The organism is Gordonia phthalatica (genome assembly GCF_001305675.1).
In the GTDB taxonomy this organism is placed as follows: domain Bacteria; phylum Actinomycetota; class Actinomycetes; order Mycobacteriales; family Mycobacteriaceae; genus Gordonia; species Gordonia phthalatica.
Map to the genome: position 1 here is coordinate 3,292,546 of NZ_CP011853.1, position 16,081 is coordinate 3,308,626.

General features: G+C 66.9%; 18 protein-coding genes. 8 read left to right on the forward strand and 10 right to left on the reverse strand.

Translation table 11 applies throughout. The features are described from left to right. Positions 1-3 precede the first annotated feature (3 nt). The 8 genes from ACH46_RS15450 to rpsH form a co-directional block, all read right to left on the reverse strand. A complete protein-coding gene (locus tag ACH46_RS15450; protein ID WP_062393703.1) occupies positions 4-552 on the reverse strand; it encodes an adenylate kinase in 549 nt (182 codons plus the stop codon). Beyond that, positions 549-1,886 (reverse strand): preprotein translocase subunit SecY, encoded by a 1,338-nt coding sequence (secY, locus tag ACH46_RS15455; protein WP_062393704.1) that lies wholly within the window; start codon positions 1,884-1,886, stop codon positions 549-551. Before secY ends, ACH46_RS15450 begins: the two co-directional genes overlap by 4 nt. Before the next feature lie 232 nt (positions 1,887-2,118). After that, a complete protein-coding gene (gene rplO / locus ACH46_RS15460; protein WP_062393705.1) occupies positions 2,119-2,559 on the reverse strand; it encodes a 50S ribosomal protein L15 in 441 nt (146 codons plus the stop codon). 2 nt (positions 2,560-2,561) lie between these two features. Next, on the reverse strand, positions 2,562-2,741 hold the full coding sequence (gene rpmD / locus ACH46_RS15465) for a 50S ribosomal protein L30 (protein WP_062393706.1): 180 nt from the start codon (positions 2,739-2,741) through the stop codon (positions 2,562-2,564). Positions 2,742-2,743: 2 nt separating this feature from the next. Beyond that, complete coding sequence (rpsE, locus tag ACH46_RS15470) at positions 2,744-3,388, reverse strand: 30S ribosomal protein S5 (RefSeq protein ID WP_062393707.1); 645 nt, start codon at positions 3,386-3,388, stop codon at positions 2,744-2,746. 46 nt (positions 3,389-3,434) lie between these two features. After that, positions 3,435-3,830 (reverse strand): 50S ribosomal protein L18, encoded by a 396-nt coding sequence (gene rplR, locus ACH46_RS15475; protein ID WP_062393708.1) that lies wholly within the window; start codon positions 3,828-3,830, stop codon positions 3,435-3,437. 3 nt (positions 3,831-3,833) lie between these two features. Then, a complete protein-coding gene (gene rplF / locus ACH46_RS15480) occupies positions 3,834-4,370 on the reverse strand; it encodes a 50S ribosomal protein L6 (RefSeq protein WP_062393709.1) in 537 nt (178 codons plus the stop codon). Between the two features lie 14 nt (positions 4,371-4,384). Further along, on the reverse strand, positions 4,385-4,783 hold the full coding sequence (rpsH, locus tag ACH46_RS15485) for a 30S ribosomal protein S8 (protein ID WP_062393710.1): 399 nt from the start codon (positions 4,781-4,783) through the stop codon (positions 4,385-4,387). 385 nt (positions 4,784-5,168) lie between these two features. Here rpsH and ACH46_RS15490 point away from each other — a divergent pair, with 385 nt between their 5' ends. The 6 genes from ACH46_RS15490 (at position 5,169) to ACH46_RS15515 (ending at position 10,528) form a co-directional block, all read left to right on the forward strand. Further along, a complete protein-coding gene (locus ACH46_RS15490) occupies positions 5,169-5,723 on the forward strand; it encodes a hypothetical protein (RefSeq protein ID WP_062393711.1) in 555 nt (184 codons plus the stop codon). A gap of 12 nt (positions 5,724-5,735) precedes the next feature. Next, the gene (locus ACH46_RS15495; RefSeq protein ID WP_157851069.1) at positions 5,736-6,305 is read left to right on the forward strand and encodes a hypothetical protein; all 570 of its coding nucleotides are present in this window, start codon (positions 5,736-5,738) and stop codon (positions 6,303-6,305) included. 166 nt (positions 6,306-6,471) lie between these two features. Then, positions 6,472-7,452 carry a type IV toxin-antitoxin system AbiEi family antitoxin domain-containing protein gene (locus ACH46_RS15500; RefSeq protein ID WP_062393713.1) on the forward strand — a complete coding sequence of 327 codons (981 nt, stop codon included), beginning with the start codon at positions 6,472-6,474 and terminating at the stop codon, positions 7,450-7,452. A 145-nt stretch (positions 7,453-7,597) separates the two neighbouring features. Further along, entirely contained in the window at positions 7,598-9,739 is a 2,142-nt protein-coding gene (locus ACH46_RS15505; RefSeq protein ID WP_062393714.1) for a protein kinase domain-containing protein, read from the forward strand. 173 nt (positions 9,740-9,912) lie between these two features. Continuing rightward, positions 9,913-10,170 (forward strand): hypothetical protein, encoded by a 258-nt coding sequence (locus tag ACH46_RS15510; RefSeq protein WP_062393715.1) that lies wholly within the window; start codon positions 9,913-9,915, stop codon positions 10,168-10,170. A gap of 139 nt (positions 10,171-10,309) precedes the next feature. Beyond that, positions 10,310-10,528: a hypothetical protein gene (locus tag ACH46_RS15515; protein WP_062393716.1), complete on the forward strand. Its 219-nt coding sequence runs from the start codon at positions 10,310-10,312 to the stop codon at positions 10,526-10,528. A 116-nt stretch (positions 10,529-10,644) separates the two neighbouring features. Here ACH46_RS15515 and ACH46_RS15520 read toward each other — a convergent pair whose 3' ends face one another. Continuing rightward, positions 10,645-10,920, reverse strand: coding sequence for a hypothetical protein (locus tag ACH46_RS15520; protein WP_157851070.1), 276 nt, complete (start codon positions 10,918-10,920; stop codon positions 10,645-10,647). A gap of 8 nt (positions 10,921-10,928) precedes the next feature. Here ACH46_RS15520 and ACH46_RS15525 point away from each other — a divergent pair, with 8 nt between their 5' ends. Continuing rightward, the gene (locus tag ACH46_RS15525; RefSeq protein ID WP_226995880.1) at positions 10,929-12,581 is read left to right on the forward strand and encodes a GGDEF domain-containing protein; all 1,653 of its coding nucleotides are present in this window, start codon (positions 10,929-10,931) and stop codon (positions 12,579-12,581) included. Here the strand turns inward: ACH46_RS15525 and ACH46_RS15530 are convergent. Next, a complete protein-coding gene (locus tag ACH46_RS15530) occupies positions 12,532-13,455 on the reverse strand; it encodes a LysR family transcriptional regulator (RefSeq protein ID WP_082399708.1) in 924 nt (307 codons plus the stop codon). The two genes, ACH46_RS15525 and ACH46_RS15530, sit on opposite strands and share 50 nt — an antisense overlap. A gap of 502 nt (positions 13,456-13,957) precedes the next feature. Between ACH46_RS15530 and ACH46_RS15535 the strand changes: the two genes are divergently transcribed. After that, positions 13,958-15,901: an outer membrane protein assembly factor BamB family protein gene (locus ACH46_RS15535; RefSeq protein ID WP_062393720.1), complete on the forward strand. Its 1,944-nt coding sequence runs from the start codon at positions 13,958-13,960 to the stop codon at positions 15,899-15,901. The last annotated feature ends 180 nt before the right edge of the window (positions 15,902-16,081 follow it).

A 16,081-nucleotide genomic window follows, 5' to 3' on the forward strand; every position in this document is an offset into this window, starting at 1 on the left:
GTCTCAGGCTTTGCCGAGAGCCTGGAGCACGCGCTGGTGCACCTCGTCGACCGTGCCGACGGCGTCGATCTCGGTGACCTGACCGGCGTAGTGGTCCAGCAGCGGAGCCGTCTCGGCCTCGTACACCGACATGCGGTTGCGGATGACCTCTTCGGTGTCGTCGCCGCGGCCGCGGGCCAGCATGCGCTCCACGACCACCTCGGTGTCGACCTTGAACGACAGGACGCCGTCGAGCTTGGCCTGCAGCTCTTCGAGGATGCCCTCGAGGGCGACCGCCTGCTCGGTGGAGCGCGGGAAGCCGTCGAGGATGAAGCCCTTGGCGGCATCCGGCTCGGCGACGCGGTCGCGCACCATGTTGACGGTGATCTCCGGCGGGACCAGGTTCCCGGAGTCGAGGTACTTCTTCGCCTCGACACCGATGGGGGTGCCCTGGGAGATGTTGGCGCGGAACAGATCGCCGGTGGAGATGTGCGGAATGCCGAGCGCTTCCGACATCAGTTCTGCCTGTGTGCCTTTGCCCGCTCCGGGCGGTCCGAGGATGACGAGTCTCACTTCAGGAACCCTTCGTACTTGCGTTGCATCAACTGACTGTTCACTTGCTTGATGGTGTCGAGGCCGACGACCACGATAATCAGCAATGCCGTGCCGCCGAACGGGATGTTCTGACCGCTGCCACTGCTCATATCCAGGAACAGGTTCGGGAGGATCGAGATGATGCCCAAGTAGAACGAACCGGGCAGCGTGATCCGGCTGAGCACGTAGCTCAGGTAGTCGGCCGTCGGCTTGCCGGGGCGGATGCCCGGGATGAAGCCGCCGTACCGCTTCATGTCGTCGGCGCGCTCTTCGGGGTTGAAGGTGACCGCGACATAGAAGTATGTGAAGAAGATGATGAGCAGGAAGTAGAACGTGATGTGGAACCAGCTCGACGGGTTGATCAGGTTCGCTTCCAGCCACAGCTTCCAGCCCGCGGCTTCGCCGTCGGTGTTCTGTCCGCCGGTCAGCTGAAGGATCAGCTGCGGGATGTACAGGAGCGACGAGGCGAAGATGACCGGGATGACGCCCGCGGTGTTCACCTTGATCGGCATGTAGGTCGACGAGCCGCCGTACATCTTGCGGCCCACCATGCGCTTGGCGTACTGGACCGGCACGCGACGCATGCCCATCTCGATGAAGACGACGGCGATCAGGATGACGACGATGGCGGCGCACATCAGGCCGAACACGAGGCCGCCCTGCTGCTGCAGGATGGTGCGCCCCTCGGCCGGGATGCGGGCGGCGATGCCGACGAAGATCAGCAGCGACATGCCGTTGCCGATCGCGCGCTCGGTGATGAGCTCGCCGAACCACATGACGATGGTGGCACCCGCGGTCATCGTGAGGACGATGATCGACAGTCCGATGATCGAGGTGTCCTGCAGGATCTGGTCGGGTTGGCAGTCCTCACCGCTGGAGGGCAGGAGGTTGCCGGTGGCGGCCAGGGCCACGATGCCGGTCGACTGCAGCAGTGCCAGCGCCACCGTGAGGTAGCGGGTGTACTGCGTCATCTTGTTCTGGCCGGACTGGCCTTCCTTGCGCAGCTGCTCGAACCGCGGAATGACGACGGTGAGCAGCTGGACGATGATGCTGGCCGTGATGTACGGCATGATGCCGATCGCGAACACCGACAGCTGCAGCAGGGCGCCGCCGGAGAACATGTTGATCAGCGAATAGATCTGGCCCGAGTCGCCTTGGCTCGCGGCGTCCACACACCGGTTGATCTCGCGGAAGTCCACGCCGGGGGACGGCAACGTCGTGCCGATGCGGTAGAGCACGAGGATGCCGAGGGCGTAGAAGATCTTCTTCCTCAGGTCGGGCGTCCTGAAGGTCGCCACGAGGGGGGAAAGCACTAACTCCTCCTATTGCACCGCAGTATCGGTGGGCGCACGTCTGCTGACGCGCGACCTCATCGTGCATTGGCGGTCGGCTCGGAAAAATACCCGGGCGCCCGACGAGGACGCCCACGGGTGAAACTTTAACAGTCCCAGATGCAAAGCCGGTCAGGTGAGCGGCCGAACGACGTGTGACGTCGCCCGGTTTCGCTCACCTGACCGGTTTGATGCGTCTGCATGCGGCGAAGGCTCAGGCCTGCGTCGCGGTGCCGCCGGCAGCGGCGATCTTCTCCTTGGCGGAGCCCGTGAACTTGTCGGCGGTGATGTCGACCTTCACGGTCAGCTCACCGTCGCCGAGCACCTTGACGAGCTCGTTCTTGCGGACGGCGCCGGCTGCGACCAGATCGGCGACACCGATGGTGCCACCCTCCGGGAACAGACGGGAGATGTCGCCGACGTTGACGACCTGGTACTCCACACGGTTGCGGTTGGTGAAGCCCTTGAGCTTCGGCAGGCGCATGTGAATCGGCATCTGGCCGCCCTCGAAGCGGGCCGGAACGTTCTTGCGCGCCTTGGTGCCCTTGGTGCCGCGGCCTGCGGTCTTACCCTTGGAACCCTCACCGCGACCCACGCGGGTCTTCTCGGTCTTCGCACCCGGTGCGGGGCGAAGGTGGTGCAGCTTGATGGTCATGACTAAACCTCTTCGACTGTCACGAGGTGACGAACCACGTTGATGAGGCCGCGGTTGATCGGGGTGTCCTCGCGGGTGACGGTCTTGCGGATGCCCTTGAGGCCAAGGGTGCGCAGGCTGTCACGCTGGTTCTTCTTGGTACCGACGGTGCCCTTGATCTGGGTGATCTTCAGCTCGGCCATGGTTATGCTCCCTTGTTGGCTGCGGCAGCGGCGCGTGCGCGCAGCATGCCGGCCGGGGCGACGTCCTCGACGGGAAGTCCACGACGGGCGGCGACCTCTTCAGGCTGCTGCAGCATCTTCAGTGCGGCGACGGTGGCGTGAACCACGTTGATCGCGTTGTCCGAGCCGAGGCTCTTCGCGAGGACGTCGGTCACACCGGCGCACTCCAGGACGGCACGCACGGCGCCACCGGCGATGACACCGGTACCCGAGCTGGCCGGACGCAGCATCACGACACCGGCTGCGGCCTCACCCTGAACCGGGTGGGTCACGGTGCCGCCGATGAGCGGAACGCGGAAGAAGTTCTTGCGAGCCTCTTCGACGCCCTTCTGGATGGCCGCGGGAACTTCCTTGGCCTTGCCGTAGCCGACGCCGACCAGGCCCTGACCGTCGCCGACCACCACGAGAGCGGTGAAGCTGAAGCGACGGCCGCCCTTGACGACCTTCGAGACGCGGTTGATGGTCACCACGCGCTCGAGGTGGTTCTTCTCCTCGCGCTCGCGGTTGCGGTTGTCGCGACGATCGCCGCGTCCACGGCGCTCGCCGCGGTTGTCGTTGCTGTTGTTGCCGGCGGGTCCGTTTCCGCCGTCACGCTGACGTCCGGGCATCAGAAGTCCCCTCCGTTGATCTTGTTGGTCATCTGCAGGTTCGACATCAGAGCTTCAGGCCTCCCTCGCGGGCGGCGTCAGCCAGAGCCGCGATGCGACCGTGGTACTTCTTGCCGCCGCGGTCGAAGACCACAGCCTCGATGCCTGCGGCCTTGGCGCGGGCTGCGACCAGCTCGCCGACCTTGGCAGCCTGAGCGGACTTGTCGCCGCCGGCGGCGCGCACGTCAGCCTCGATGCTGCTGGCGGCGGCCAGGGTGTGGCCGGTCAGGTCGTCGATGACCTGGACGTGGATGTGGCGGCTGCTGCGCTTGACTGCCATGCGCGGACGCTCGGCGGTGCCGTTGACCTTCTTGCGCAGACGGAAGTGACGACGGTTGGTCGCGGTGCGACGGCGGGTCGAGACGTCCTTGCCGAGGGGCTTACGAACAGTGGATTCACTCATGTCTTACTTACCCGTCTTTCCGACCTTGCGGCGGATCTGCTCACCCTCGTAGCGAACGCCCTTGCCCTTGTACGGGTCCGGACGACGCAGGCGGCGGATGTTCGCCGAGATCTGGCCGACTAGCTGCTTGTCGATACCCGACACCGAGAACTTGGTCGGGGACTCCACCTGGAAGGTGATGCCCTCCGGAGCCTCGATCGGCACGGGGTGGCTGTAGCCGAGGGCGAACTCGAGGTCCTTGCCCTTGGCATGAACGCGGTAGCCGACACCGTAGATCTCCATCTTGGTGGTGTAGCCCTGCGTGACGCCGACGACCAGGTTGTTCAGCAGCGAGCGGTTGAGGCCGTGGAGTGCACGGTTCTCACGCTCGTCGTTCGGCCGGGTGACGACGATGTTGTTCTCTTCCACCGCAACCTGGATCGGCGAGGTGACGGTCAGGCTGAGTTCGCCCTTCGGTCCCTTGACCTTGACATCCTGGCCGTCGACGGTGACGTCGACTCCGGCGGGGATTGCGATGGGGTTCTTACCAATACGCGACATTGTTCTTCGCTCCCCTACCAGACGTAAGCGAGGACTTCGCCGCCCACGCCCTGGTTTGCTGCCTGGCGGTCGGTGAGGAGGCCGGACGACGTGGAGATGATGGCCACGCCGAGGCCGCCCAGGACCTTGGGCAGGTTGGTGGACTTTGCGTACACGCGCAGACCCGGCTTCGAAACGCGGCGGAGACCGGCGATGCTGCGCTCGCGGGTGGGGCCGTACTTCAGGGTCACGGTGAGCTTCTTGCCGACCTCGGCGTCTTCGACGCGGTAGTCGGTGATGTAGCCCTCACGCTTGAGGATCTCGGCGATGTTCACCTTGATCTTCGACGAGGGCAGCGACACCTCGTCGTGGAACGCCGAGTTGGCGTTACGCAGACGCGTCAAGAAGTCTGCGATCGGGTCAGTCATGGTCATGGTTCGACCGTCAACCTTTCTCGTAGCGGTTCCCATGCAGCGGTGTCCCCGAGATCACTCTCGGTTGGCACTGGTGGGCCTTCCACGAAGTGGATAGTTGTGCATTTTCACGCCCTTCGATGCCATTGGCTTTTCGCCGGCACCGTCGAGCTGTATGAAGTTGTGGGCCCTGGGGGCACACTTCACCCAGGCAACCTGAAATATTGTAGGGCCCTGCCAGGCAGAACCCAAATCAGAGCGGCGCTCCACTCCACACGATGTCGAAACCGCCGCGGGCTGGGCCTCCGCAGCTCCGTCATACATCACCGGCGCTTAACGACGCGACCGCATGCCGGGAACGCGGAGCACTACCGATTCGCCGGGGAGACACCCCTACGCTGAACCCATGAACAGTCCTCAGTACCGGCCCAGCTCCGCTGGGCCGGCCGCGCCCCCGTTCCCGCCTCGGGGTGGGAACGGATTCAAGATCGCAACGCTGATCGCCGGGGTCGTCTTCGTCGTCGTGGGCATCGCGGCCGCCGCCACCGTGGTCATGGCGCACCTGCGCGACGCACCGAGGACCGATCCCATCGCCCCTGATCCGTCTTTGACTGCCCGCGCGACGGAGATCGCCTGTCTCCCGCTGGTATTTCACGGCGGTCGCTTCGACGATGACGTCGCCCGAGCTGCCAAAGTGTTGACCGGCGCCGCGAAACGGCAGTATCTGGCGACGACGGAGGACGCTCGGAAGCTGCTGTCCCAGAAGCCGGGTGCCGCAATCGACTGCACCGTGACTGCGGTCGGCGTCATCAGTCAGACCGGCGACTACGCACGGATCCTCGCCTTCATGACGACCCGGTCGTTAGCCGGCGCGTCCGACGCAGCCCACATGGAGTACGTGATGACACAGGTCGACGGAACCTGGTTGATCAGCACGATGACCCCACTTCCTACGACGTGAGAGGCGCACACCATGTCTGAATTCCAGCCCGGAGCCCCCGCGCCCTACCCGACGTTCGCCGCACAACCGTCGCACCTCCCCCAGCCGCCCGAATCTCGTCACGGCCGCGGATGGATGATCGCAGCGCCGATCGCCGTCGTGTGCGCGATCGCAGCGGTCGTCGTCGCCGTGTTGGCGGGAACCGGCAGATTCGATCCGGCAGAGTCCGCGGAGACCGCTGCCGACCAGGTGATGACGCGCGCTGAGGAGATCGTCTGTCTCCCGTTCACCTACTCCGCGGCGACCTGGGACGCCGACCTCGCCCGGACCGCGGAGGTGCTGACGGGACCGGCCAAGAGGCAGTGGAACGCGATGTCCGAGTCCAACGGTCGGGTGATCCGCGAGAGCGATGTGATCGCCGAGTGCACCGTGGATCGACTGGCGCTGGAGAAGCTCGACGAGCCCACCGCGAAACTCCTTGCTCATTTGAAGGTGCACACGCGCACAAACGGCACCTCTAACGAACCGACCTTCACGTCGACCCGCGTCACGCTCACCCGGGTCGACGGCCGCTGGCTGCTCAGCGAGTTCGCCATGATGTGACCGTCGCATCCGTCTCCGCGTCAACAGTGTTCGTTGTGACCAGATCGTGGTCACAACGAACACCGACGATGCGAAACCTGTGGACGAGCCCGCGAAACGACCGGACGCATCCACAGCCCGCCCTGATCGACGGCGCCGCGATCGTCCTGGGCGCAAGGTCACCGACATGGGGACCTCCGGGGAGAACAGCATTGCAATGGCGCGACTGATCGGACTGCTGCGGGAACAGGAGGGAGCGGTATCGCGTCAGCAGGTGCTGGCGTGCGGGTTGGACTCCGGCTTCATTCGCAGACGCCTGCGCCGCGGGGAATGGGTGACGGTCCATTCCGGCGTCTACATCACGCACAACGGGCCGATGACCTGGTTGCAGCGCGCGTGGTGCGCGATCCTGTCGGCAGAGCCCGCAGCACTGTGGGACGAGTCTGCACTGCTCGTCGCGTCAGGGCGAGCGGACCGACTCGGCGGAACCGACCCGATCCACGTCGCCGTGGCTTCCGGCCGACGAATGGTGCCGAAGTCGGGCGTCGTCTTCCACCACCGCCTCGATCTCGCGGCCGACGCCCTGCCGAACGCGCGTCCGCCGCGGCTCCGAGTGGAGGAGGCGGTGCTCGACGTCGCCGCTCGCGCAACGACCGAACTGGCGGCGATCGCGGTGCTCGCCGATCCCGTGCAGGCACGGCTGACGACGGCCGAGCGGCTCCTCGCCCACCTCGAACGTCGGACTCGCATCCGCCGGCGCACACTCCTGCACGACATCCTTCTCGACGTGGCGCGCGGCAGTTGTTCGGTGCTCGAGCATCGCTTTCTCACGCAGGTGGAACGTGCGCACGGCCTGCCCGCTCCCGATCGACAGGCGCCGACGCAGACCGCCCGCCCCGGATTCCGCGATCTGCACTATCCCGAACTGGGGCTGATCGTCGAACTGGACGGCCGACTCTTCGACGACGACGCACTGTCGCGCTTCCACGACATGGAGCGGGATCTCGATGCCGCCGTCCATCTCGACGACCGCACCATCCGACTGTGCTGGGGGCAGGCCGTCGTGCGGTCGTGCTCGACGGCCGACAGGCTGGGCGTCATCATGAATCGCCACGGCTGGGCCGGGCGAGCGACGCCGTGCTCATCACCGGACTGCGCGGTCCGGTGACGAGCACGGGAATCAACAGTGTTCTCTGTGACCCGAATCCGGTCACAAAGAACACTGACGATGCGTATTCACTCGATCGACAGGATTCCGAATCCGAGATTCCCCCGCTGTACGGTATGGCGGATCACGAAGTTCGGGGGATTTGATGAACCCGCTCCAGCCCGGCGACGCCTTCGCCGGTTACACGATCGAACGGCTCCTCTCGGAAGACGGGATGCGCGAGGTCTACCTGGCACGCGACCCACGGCTGCCGCACCGCGACGCACTGACGATCTTCGCCGCTCCCCTCACGGACGACGACCAATTCCGTGCCCGACTGGACCGCGAAGCGGGCCTGGTCTCCCGACTCCGGCACCCCGTCATCGCCGGGATCTCCGACCGCGGCGAGTCCGACGGCCGCCTCTGGATCGCCTCCGAGTACATCGACGGCCCCGACCTCGCCGCCGTCGCCCGGAGCGGACCGATGCCGCACGAGCAGGTCGCTCAAGTGATCGGCCAGGTCGCCGACGCCCTCGACGCGGCCGGTGCACTCGGCCTGGTCCACGGCACCGTCGCACCCGCGACCATCCGACTGGCCCCCGGCGGACACGCCCGCCTCACCGGATTCGGCATCGCGCACGCACAGCCCGCCACCGACACCGCTCTCTTCTCCTCGCCGGAGCGACTGCAGCAGCAGGCCACCGACACCCGATCGGATCAGTACTCGCTGGCCTGCACCGCGTTCCTTCTGCTGACCGGTACCGCTCCCTACGGTGCGACGGCGGAGGTCGCCCGCGCCCACATCCACGAGCCGGTCCCGAGCATCTCCGCCCGCCGCCCGGGGCTCCCGACAGCCCTCGACGCGGTCTTCCAGCGGGCTCTCGCGAAGAATCCCGCCGACCGCTACCCCAGCAGCCGGGAGTTCGCAGCCGACCTCCAGCGGGCCCTCTCCGCGCCCACGCAGCCGCCGCCGCCTGCCGCGCCACCGAAGCGCCGCTCCCGCAAACGCCTCGCGATCATCCTCGGCGCCATCGCGCTCGTCAGCGTCCTGATCGTCGCTGGCGGCGTCTACGTGGTGCGGACCTACATCAACCCGCCGACGGTGACCGCCTCGGACGACGCCGCCGATCTGACGAAGGATCCGGTGGGCACGCCGCTGCCGTCGCTCGACGACAAGCCGTCGACCGTCAAATGGGAGTTCACCGTGCCCGGCGAAGACTCGGACGTCCCCGTCCCGATCGGCGGGACCCGCGACTACGCCCTGTTCACCACCGGTGACTACCTCGCAGACACCACCGTTCTGCACATCGTCGACGCCGAGACCGGCAAGAGCGTCCGGGATCTGACGTTCCCCGGGCCGGGCGGCATCGGGGCCTGCGAGAACTTTCAGACCCCGAACACCGTGGTCTGCCGCGTCGACGCTTCCACCTTCGCGACCATCGACCTCACCACCGGCACGGTCCACCGCTTCACCGGCCCCGAATCCGGCGACATCAGCGTCACCGGCGACGTCGTCTTCATCGGCAATGACGAGAAGACCGGGTCGGCGTACGACATCACCGGACGCAAGCTCTGGTCGTCGTCGGGTCGTCTCGACTTCATGCCTCCGCCGGGGTCTCCCGTCGTCGGCCAGACCGACGGGACGGTGTTCACCGTTCGCGACATCAAGACGGGTGACGCCGTGTACACCCGCGACACCTCGAAGTCGGTCGACGGGCATCACATCGTGAATTTCCACTGGGCCCCGTTCCTCAGCGGTTTCGCGGTGAAGATCCTGGGTCGAGATCAGGTCGAGTTGTTCGACGCGGCAGGCAAGCGGACGGCCGTCGCCGAGGAGGGATGGCTCCCCGTCGAGTACTCGCCGTCATCGCACAACGGGCAACCCGCCGCCACCCCGCTGCCCGTCCTCGTCAACGAGAAGGGCAGTCGCACCGCGACCTTCCACCCCGGAACCGGGGAACCCGCGGTCACCGTCTCGCTGATGTACCCCGCCCAGTTCATCAAAGGCGCGGTCGGAACCAGGATCGTCGTCTCGTACAGAGCAACATCGCTGGAGGCGCCGAAGGTCGGCAAGAACGGCACCGCGTTCCAGTGGTTCGACGCCTACGAAGCGAAGTCCGGCGCACTCTCCCTCGGTGTCCCGACCGTTCTCGGCACCGACGGGACCACGATCGTCGTCGACGACGATGACGACCGCGTCAAGGCCTACGGCCCCGACTCCGGAACCGAGGCCTGGACCATCCGCACCCGAGGCGAGGTGGTCGGCGGCGGCGGACGGGTCTACGACGCGAACCGGCGCGTGATCTGAGGTCGACGGTGCTCGACGCGACCGCAGATGGATGACGCCGAACACCACCGATCCGCGCGAGTGGCGCATCCCGCGGCCTTTGTTCTTTTCGGGTACGCGCGACGGATCGAAGGCCATCGACCCCGAGCGGGCCGTGAAGGTGCGGTGGGCGCCGTTCCGCGGGGGGCTTCGCCGTGCAGGTCGGCGATTACGACGACTACCAGGTGGAGTTGTACGACGCGTCGGGCAAACGCACAGCCGTCGCCCCGAAGGGCTGGCGCGTCGTCGATTACGCGTCGACCGGAGGCATGACCGCCACGTTCGATCCCGCGACCGGGAAGCCCGTCGTCACCGTGCGACTGGAGTCGTACGCGGGACAGATCGAGCGCGCCGACTACGGCCTCATCACCGCCGGCGGCAGGCCCTACGACCGGAACCGTCGCCTCATCTGATCTCGCGTCAGCGATCGCGACCAACCCGGGCCTAAGAATTCTGATGTCGGCCCCTCGGACCAAATATGCCCCAAGATTCGCAATGGGGGCCATCAGCGGGCAGAGTGGTGGCGCTGGTTCGCGCGTGGAAGGACGGTAGTTGCGAGCATTTCGGTCCCCGAGTCCCGACGAACGCGAGTTCCACGCCTCGTATGTCGAAGCGGGACGTGCCAACAAGTTCGAGCTCTGGCTGGTCCTGCTGGTGATGCTGAGCGGGCTCCTCCTGCTCCAAGCCGTCGTCCTCGGCGTTCCGTCGAGCGTGCTCCCGCCATGGACGTACTTCGGGATCGCAGTCCTGATCCCCGCCGCCCTCCGCTAGCTCAGCAGCAGTCCGCACAGCCCCGTCCATCGCTGGTCGACGGAGCTGTTCATCCTGTCCGTCTTCATCGACACCGGATGTCTGATGGCGGCGCGCGTGATATGCCTCCGCCACGGCTACGACGCGGTCCCGATCATCGTGCCCGTCGCCGTGATCGCGGCACTCCTGGTGGTGCAGATCCCGTTCCGGACCTTGGCGCCGACCGTCATCGCGGCCTTCGCGGCGGTCGCCTCGGTCGAACTCACGATGATCCCCGTCACCAGCAATCGGCTCTTCGGACTGGCAGCGGGCGGCGCGATCCTCCTGGTGCCGCTGGCGTCGTCGTTCCAGTTCGAGCGGATGACCCACAACGCCTGGCGCCGCAGGCAGCAGTTGAACGTTCTCGCCGCCACCGAACTCGCTGACCGGCCTCGCGAACCGCCGCACGTTCCGCGACGCCTTCCGGGACGCCGCGCGCGACGCCTCCTCAGTGTCGGTCGCGATCCTCGACGTCGACCACTTCAAGGCCCTCAACGACCTCCGCGGGCACATCGTCGGCGACGAGTGCCTGGCCGCGGTCGGCGCGCGGCTCACCGCAGAGTCCACGGACGGCGAGTTCGTCGCCCGGATCGGCGGCGAGGAGTTCATCGTCTTCTGGGTGGACGCCGCACCCGAACAGGTACGGGCTCGCACCGAGCAGCTGCGCCGGGCGGTCCGCGACGCCGACCTGCCGTCCGGGATCGACGGCGCCCCGCTGACCCTGTCCACGGGCCTCGCGACCACCGCCGATCTCGACGCGGACCTCGACGCGATCCGGCGACGTCTCACCGCCGAAGCCGACCGGGCCCTGTACCGCGCCAAGTCCTCCGGTCGCGATCGCAGCGCCGTCTTCGCCGAAGATCCGGTCACGGTTCCGGAGACCGACGACGTCGACCGCCCGTCCCACGAGCAGGTGACGGCCGTCCACGACGATGCCGCGGAGCGGCGTTTCCTCTCCGACTTCAACGCGCACGGCCGCCGGTCTCGGCAGGTGATCATGGCCGCCTTCCTGCTGGTCTGCGCATTGATCCTGGTCTTCCAGAACACCGTCCTGCAGATCCCGGCGGCCGCCGGCCGGATCGGCAGCCGTTTCCTGATCTTCGGCATCATGCCGCCCGGAGTGGTGTTCCTGGCGACCAGCCTCATCCGACGCTTCGACCGCTGGTCCGCGGAGATCTACGTCGTCTGCGTCGCGGTCATCGTGATGGCGCAGGACATCCAGCGGGTGATCCAGCTGCCGAAGGGCTACGACGTGGTGCCGATGCTGATGCCCGCAGCAGTCATCTTGAGTCTCGGCGTCGTCAGCATTCGCCTGCGCCTGTTGCTGCCGGCGATGGCACTGCTGGTCGGCGCCCTGACCGTCGTCGAACTCGCCATGTTGCCGATCACGGGGTACGGCGTAATCGAACTCCTCAGCGTGATCGTCATGGCGGGCGTCGTCGCCCGGTTCGCACAGCGGGTCCAGGACGCGTCGCGCCTCGACTGGCAGACGTCGGAGGAGTTGACGCATCGCTCGCTGGTCGACGCGCTCACCGGGCTGCCGAACCGACGCCGGTTCGACATCGACCTGGGCCGACTCGTCGCCGGTGTCCGCAGTGCGCCGTGGGGTGTGGTCATCCTCGACGCGGACCGGTTGAAGGACTACAACGACGCCTTCGGGCATCCCGCAGGCGACGCCCTCCTCTCCCGGATCGGGAACGCCGTCGACGCCGTCGCCATCACGGCGGGCATGCGGGCCTACCGTCTCGGCGGCGAGGAGTTCGCAGCGATTCTCACCGCCACCACGGTGACCGAGATCGAGCGCACAGCGCGCACGATGGTGGCCGCGGTGGAATCGCTGAGCAATCCGGCGCCGAGCGCCGGCACGGTGATGACGGCATCCGCCGGCCTCGCGATCCTCCACCCGGACGACGACGCGGCAACCGCGTACCGGCGGGCCGACAACGCGCTCTATCGCGCCAAGTCCACCGGCCGCAATCGCCTCGTCACCGATCGAGGGCCGGCACGCTCTGCTGGTGCTGCTTCACGCGGTTGATGAGGAGCGACGCCATCCCGGCGATCGTGTTGCGGGCCCGCAGAGCGGGTTTCATCGCGACCAGGAAGACGGTGTTGAGCGGCGCCTCACTGTCGTCCGCGACCCGCACCAGGCGCCCGTCGGCGACTTCCTGCTCCACCAGGTAGCTCGGCAGCACCGACATCCCGAAGCCCGCGAGAACCGCCTGCTTCACGCCGAGCAGATCCGGAACCGTCAGGACCGCGTCGAACAGCGGCTCCGCGCCGAAGACCGCGTTCCAGAAGCGGCGGACGATCGCCAGTTCGCGATTGAACGAGACCATGGGGACGGTGGAGAGTCGCGAGACCGAGCCTTCCGGGATGTCCAGGCTCGGAGCGGCGACCAGCCAGAACTCCTCGTCCATCAGCGGCCACGACTGCATCTCGGCACTGCGCGGCCGGATCGTCGAGACGACGAGGTCCAGCTGTCCGGCCTGGAGATCGGCCAGCAGCTCGGTGGACGAGTCGAAGGAGAGCGACAGGATCGGGAGCTTCCCCGCGTCACCGGCCAGGGCGGGCAGGATCACCGGGATTAGCAGTTCCCTCGACGCACCGATCCGCAACTCTCGGATCGCCGCCTGGCGGTGCTCATCCGACGAGAAGTAGCGGTCGATGTGGTCGACCTGGTCGGCGATGCTGACCGCCACCTCGTGCGCGTACGACGTCGGCGTGACACCGGTGATGGTGCGGATGAACAGTTCGGTGCCGAACCACTTCTCCAGCGACACCACGTGATTGGTCACGGTCGGCTGCGAGAGGTGCAGGGTGCGGGCAGCATCGCTGAACGAGCCGGACCGGTACACCGTGACAAAGGTTCGAAGCTGATCGAGCGCCGGCCGCTTCGGCTTATCCTGCACGCCGCAACTCCATCTGACGTTCTCCTACCGTGTCGCGGTTTTCATGAACAAGCATGCAGGCGTCGCCCGAATCGGGACGCTCCGGGTGGCACCTCCGTACGACAGGCTGGTGACCGACCCTGTGCATTCGTCACGACGATTCTAGACCCCGAGAACGACATTTCCGTAACCGTCCATCACCAAATATGGACCGATCATAAAATGATTGTGAGCCTCTCGGACGTGAGACGACCCGCGAATTTCGTTTCACCTTTCATTCAAATAGCCAGCGAGGATGCCAATTCGGGCGACCTACTCCGTCAATCGAGTAACGCATGCGAATCCACTTCTCGATCACCGATAGGTGCAATTCCGGGGCATATTCACGACACACGAGATTGCACGATTCAAAGGAATTGTCGTCCGTGAGATTCAGGCCGTCATTCACCTGATCGGAGCGATTCCAGGCAGATGCCGGGTCCGCGGTATGGTCTTGCGGAAATCAAAATCTTCGGGGGACACAGTGAACGAGTTCGAATCCGGCGACGACCTCGCCGCCATCGCCGCACGCGGACCGCTTCCCGTCCAGCACGTGATCACCGTCCTCCGCGACACGGCGGCCGCCCTCGACGAGGCCGCTGCGCGCGGCCGCATCCACGGCGACGTCCGCCCCGGCACCATCCGACTCGATCCCGGCGGACACGCCCACCTCACCGACGTCGACGACGCCCGCCCAGCAGCGACCGCAGCGACCCTCGACACCGTCGCCCATGCGTCCCCCGAACAACTGCAGGCCTGGCCCGTCGACCCCCGGTCCGATCAGTACTCGCTCGCCTGCACGGCCGTCACCCTCCTCACCGGGGTACCGCCCTACCCTGCGACCATCCCCACCGCCGTCGCGCTCGCCCACGCGCAGCACCCGGTTCCGGCGATCACTGCACGACGACCCGATCTGCCGCCGGCCGTCGACGCGGTCTTCTACCGCGCCCTCGCGAAGAACCCCGCGGAGCGCTACCCGACGAGCAGCGCCTTCGTCTCCGACCTCACCGCAGCACTCGGCGGACCGACGACGCCCGCCGCGCACCCGATCAGCTCGGCCCCCGCGGCCCCGGCCCCGGCGCTGCCGAAGAGGCGGTTCGGACGGATCTCGCTGATCATCGCCGCCCTCGTCGTGGTGGTCGCACTGGCCGCCGGGAGCGCCTACTGGTTGACGCGCCCCGAGACCGCGCCCGACGCGGAGTCGCGCTCCCACTTCGACGCCACCGCCGCCGTGACGGTGGCACCCGAGGCCGCAGAGCTCCGGCGACAGTCGGTGACGCCGAACCTGCCGTCGCTCGAATCCCGGCCGAGTCGTCCGCGCTGGGAATGGAATCCCGCGGGCGAGTTCAGCACCGTCGAGATCATCGGCGGGACCGACCGATACGTACTCGGCGCCGCAGACCGCGCCGACAGCGTCTTCGCGACCTTCGCCGTCCTCGACGCTCAGACCGGCCGTACGGTCCACACGGTGTCGGTGCCGGTCGTCGGACGTCCCGGTCGTCCGGTCGACTGCGTCGACTTCCGCGGCAAACAGCTGCTGTTCTGTCTGGTCTCCGACAGCATCGGCGACGACTCCACGCGATCGGCGTACTCGGTGATCGATCTCGAGAAGGGCACGTACTCCGATCCCGTGGCAGTCGCCGGGTATGCCCCGGTGATGTTCGCGACCGCTGACCGCGCGGTGCTCGCCACCGATGCCGGAACCGTCGCCTTCGACACCGCCGGTCGCGAGGTCTGGTCCGACAGCCGCCTGCAGCCCGGACACGTCGGCATCCCGCAGGGCTCCCCCGTCGTCGACAACGGCGGCGGGCGCGACGGCGAGACCCTGACGCTCCACTCGGCGGTCGACGGCCGCGTGGTTCATCAGTCGACGCCGCCCGGGCACCCGTTCGCCCCGTGGGCCCCCTTCCTGGGCGGGTTCATGGTGGTCGAAGACGGCGGCGTGGGCCTGTTCGACGAAGCGGGCCGCAGGACCTCCACCCTCGAGGGCTGGTGGCCGGTCGGATACGACGAACGATTCAACACCGTCACCGCGCTGCCCATCGTCTTCAACGACACGTCGATCGCCGCGGTTGATCCGGCCACCGGCACGGTGCTGTGGGAACGCCCGAACGGCGTGTTCAAGCACGCGGGCGGCGTCGGCAGCCTCGTCGTGATCCCTCCCGACGACGATGATCCCGAGAAGTTCCCCGGCTACTGGCTCGACGTGTACACCGGAGTCGGCGGCGAGTTCACGTCCGGTCGACTCTTCGCGGGCACCGACGGCACCCGTCTCGCCTCGGCCGAGGGTGACGCCGGAGGAAGCACACTCGCGGTCCACGCACCCGACGGTCGCCGGCTGTGGGAGCTCCGGGAACCGGAGGGATCGAAGTACATGTACTCGCTCATCGGCGGCCACATCTATTTCGGGAACCGCCAGATCCTCTGAGTCGTCACAGCGTCGCCGGCCCGGGCTGCCCGAGCGCAGGCACGACAACCCCTTCACTCTCCCCTCAGTCCCCGTGTCCCGCAGCGCTTTGAAAACGAAAGGGACCTCTGGCCCAATCGATTCGGGGACTTCACCCCACCCCGTTACGGCCTAAGCGAAGAGATTCACTGGGAAGGCGCT

What these genes read in the sequence shown, in the direction of transcription:
- rplF (WP_062393709.1), bottom strand. Translation starts at nt 4,370, where the DNA reads ATGTCGCGTATTGGTAAGAACCCCATCGCAATCCCCGCCGGAGTCGAC.
- ACH46_RS15505 (WP_062393714.1), top strand. Translation starts at nt 7,598, where the DNA reads ATGAACCCGCTCCAGCCCGGCGACGCCTTCGCCGGTTACACGATCGAA.
- rpsE (WP_062393707.1), bottom strand. Translation starts at nt 3,388, where the DNA reads ATGCCCGGACGTCAGCGTGACGGCGGAAACGGACCCGCCGGCAACAAC.
- ACH46_RS15495 (WP_157851069.1), top strand. Translation starts at nt 5,736, where the DNA reads ATGTCTGAATTCCAGCCCGGAGCCCCCGCGCCCTACCCGACGTTCGCC.
- ACH46_RS15490 (WP_062393711.1), top strand. Translation starts at nt 5,169, where the DNA reads ATGAACAGTCCTCAGTACCGGCCCAGCTCCGCTGGGCCGGCCGCGCCC.
- rplR (WP_062393708.1), bottom strand. Translation starts at nt 3,830, where the DNA reads ATGAGTGAATCCACTGTTCGTAAGCCCCTCGGCAAGGACGTCTCGACC.
- rplO (WP_062393705.1), bottom strand. Translation starts at nt 2,559, where the DNA reads ATGACCATCAAGCTGCACCACCTTCGCCCCGCACCGGGTGCGAAGACC.
- rpsH (WP_062393710.1), bottom strand. Translation starts at nt 4,783, where the DNA reads ATGACCATGACTGACCCGATCGCAGACTTCTTGACGCGTCTGCGTAAC.
- rpmD (WP_062393706.1), bottom strand. Translation starts at nt 2,741, where the DNA reads ATGGCCGAGCTGAAGATCACCCAGATCAAGGGCACCGTCGGTACCAAG.
- ACH46_RS15500 (WP_062393713.1), top strand. Translation starts at nt 6,472, where the DNA reads ATGGGGACCTCCGGGGAGAACAGCATTGCAATGGCGCGACTGATCGGA.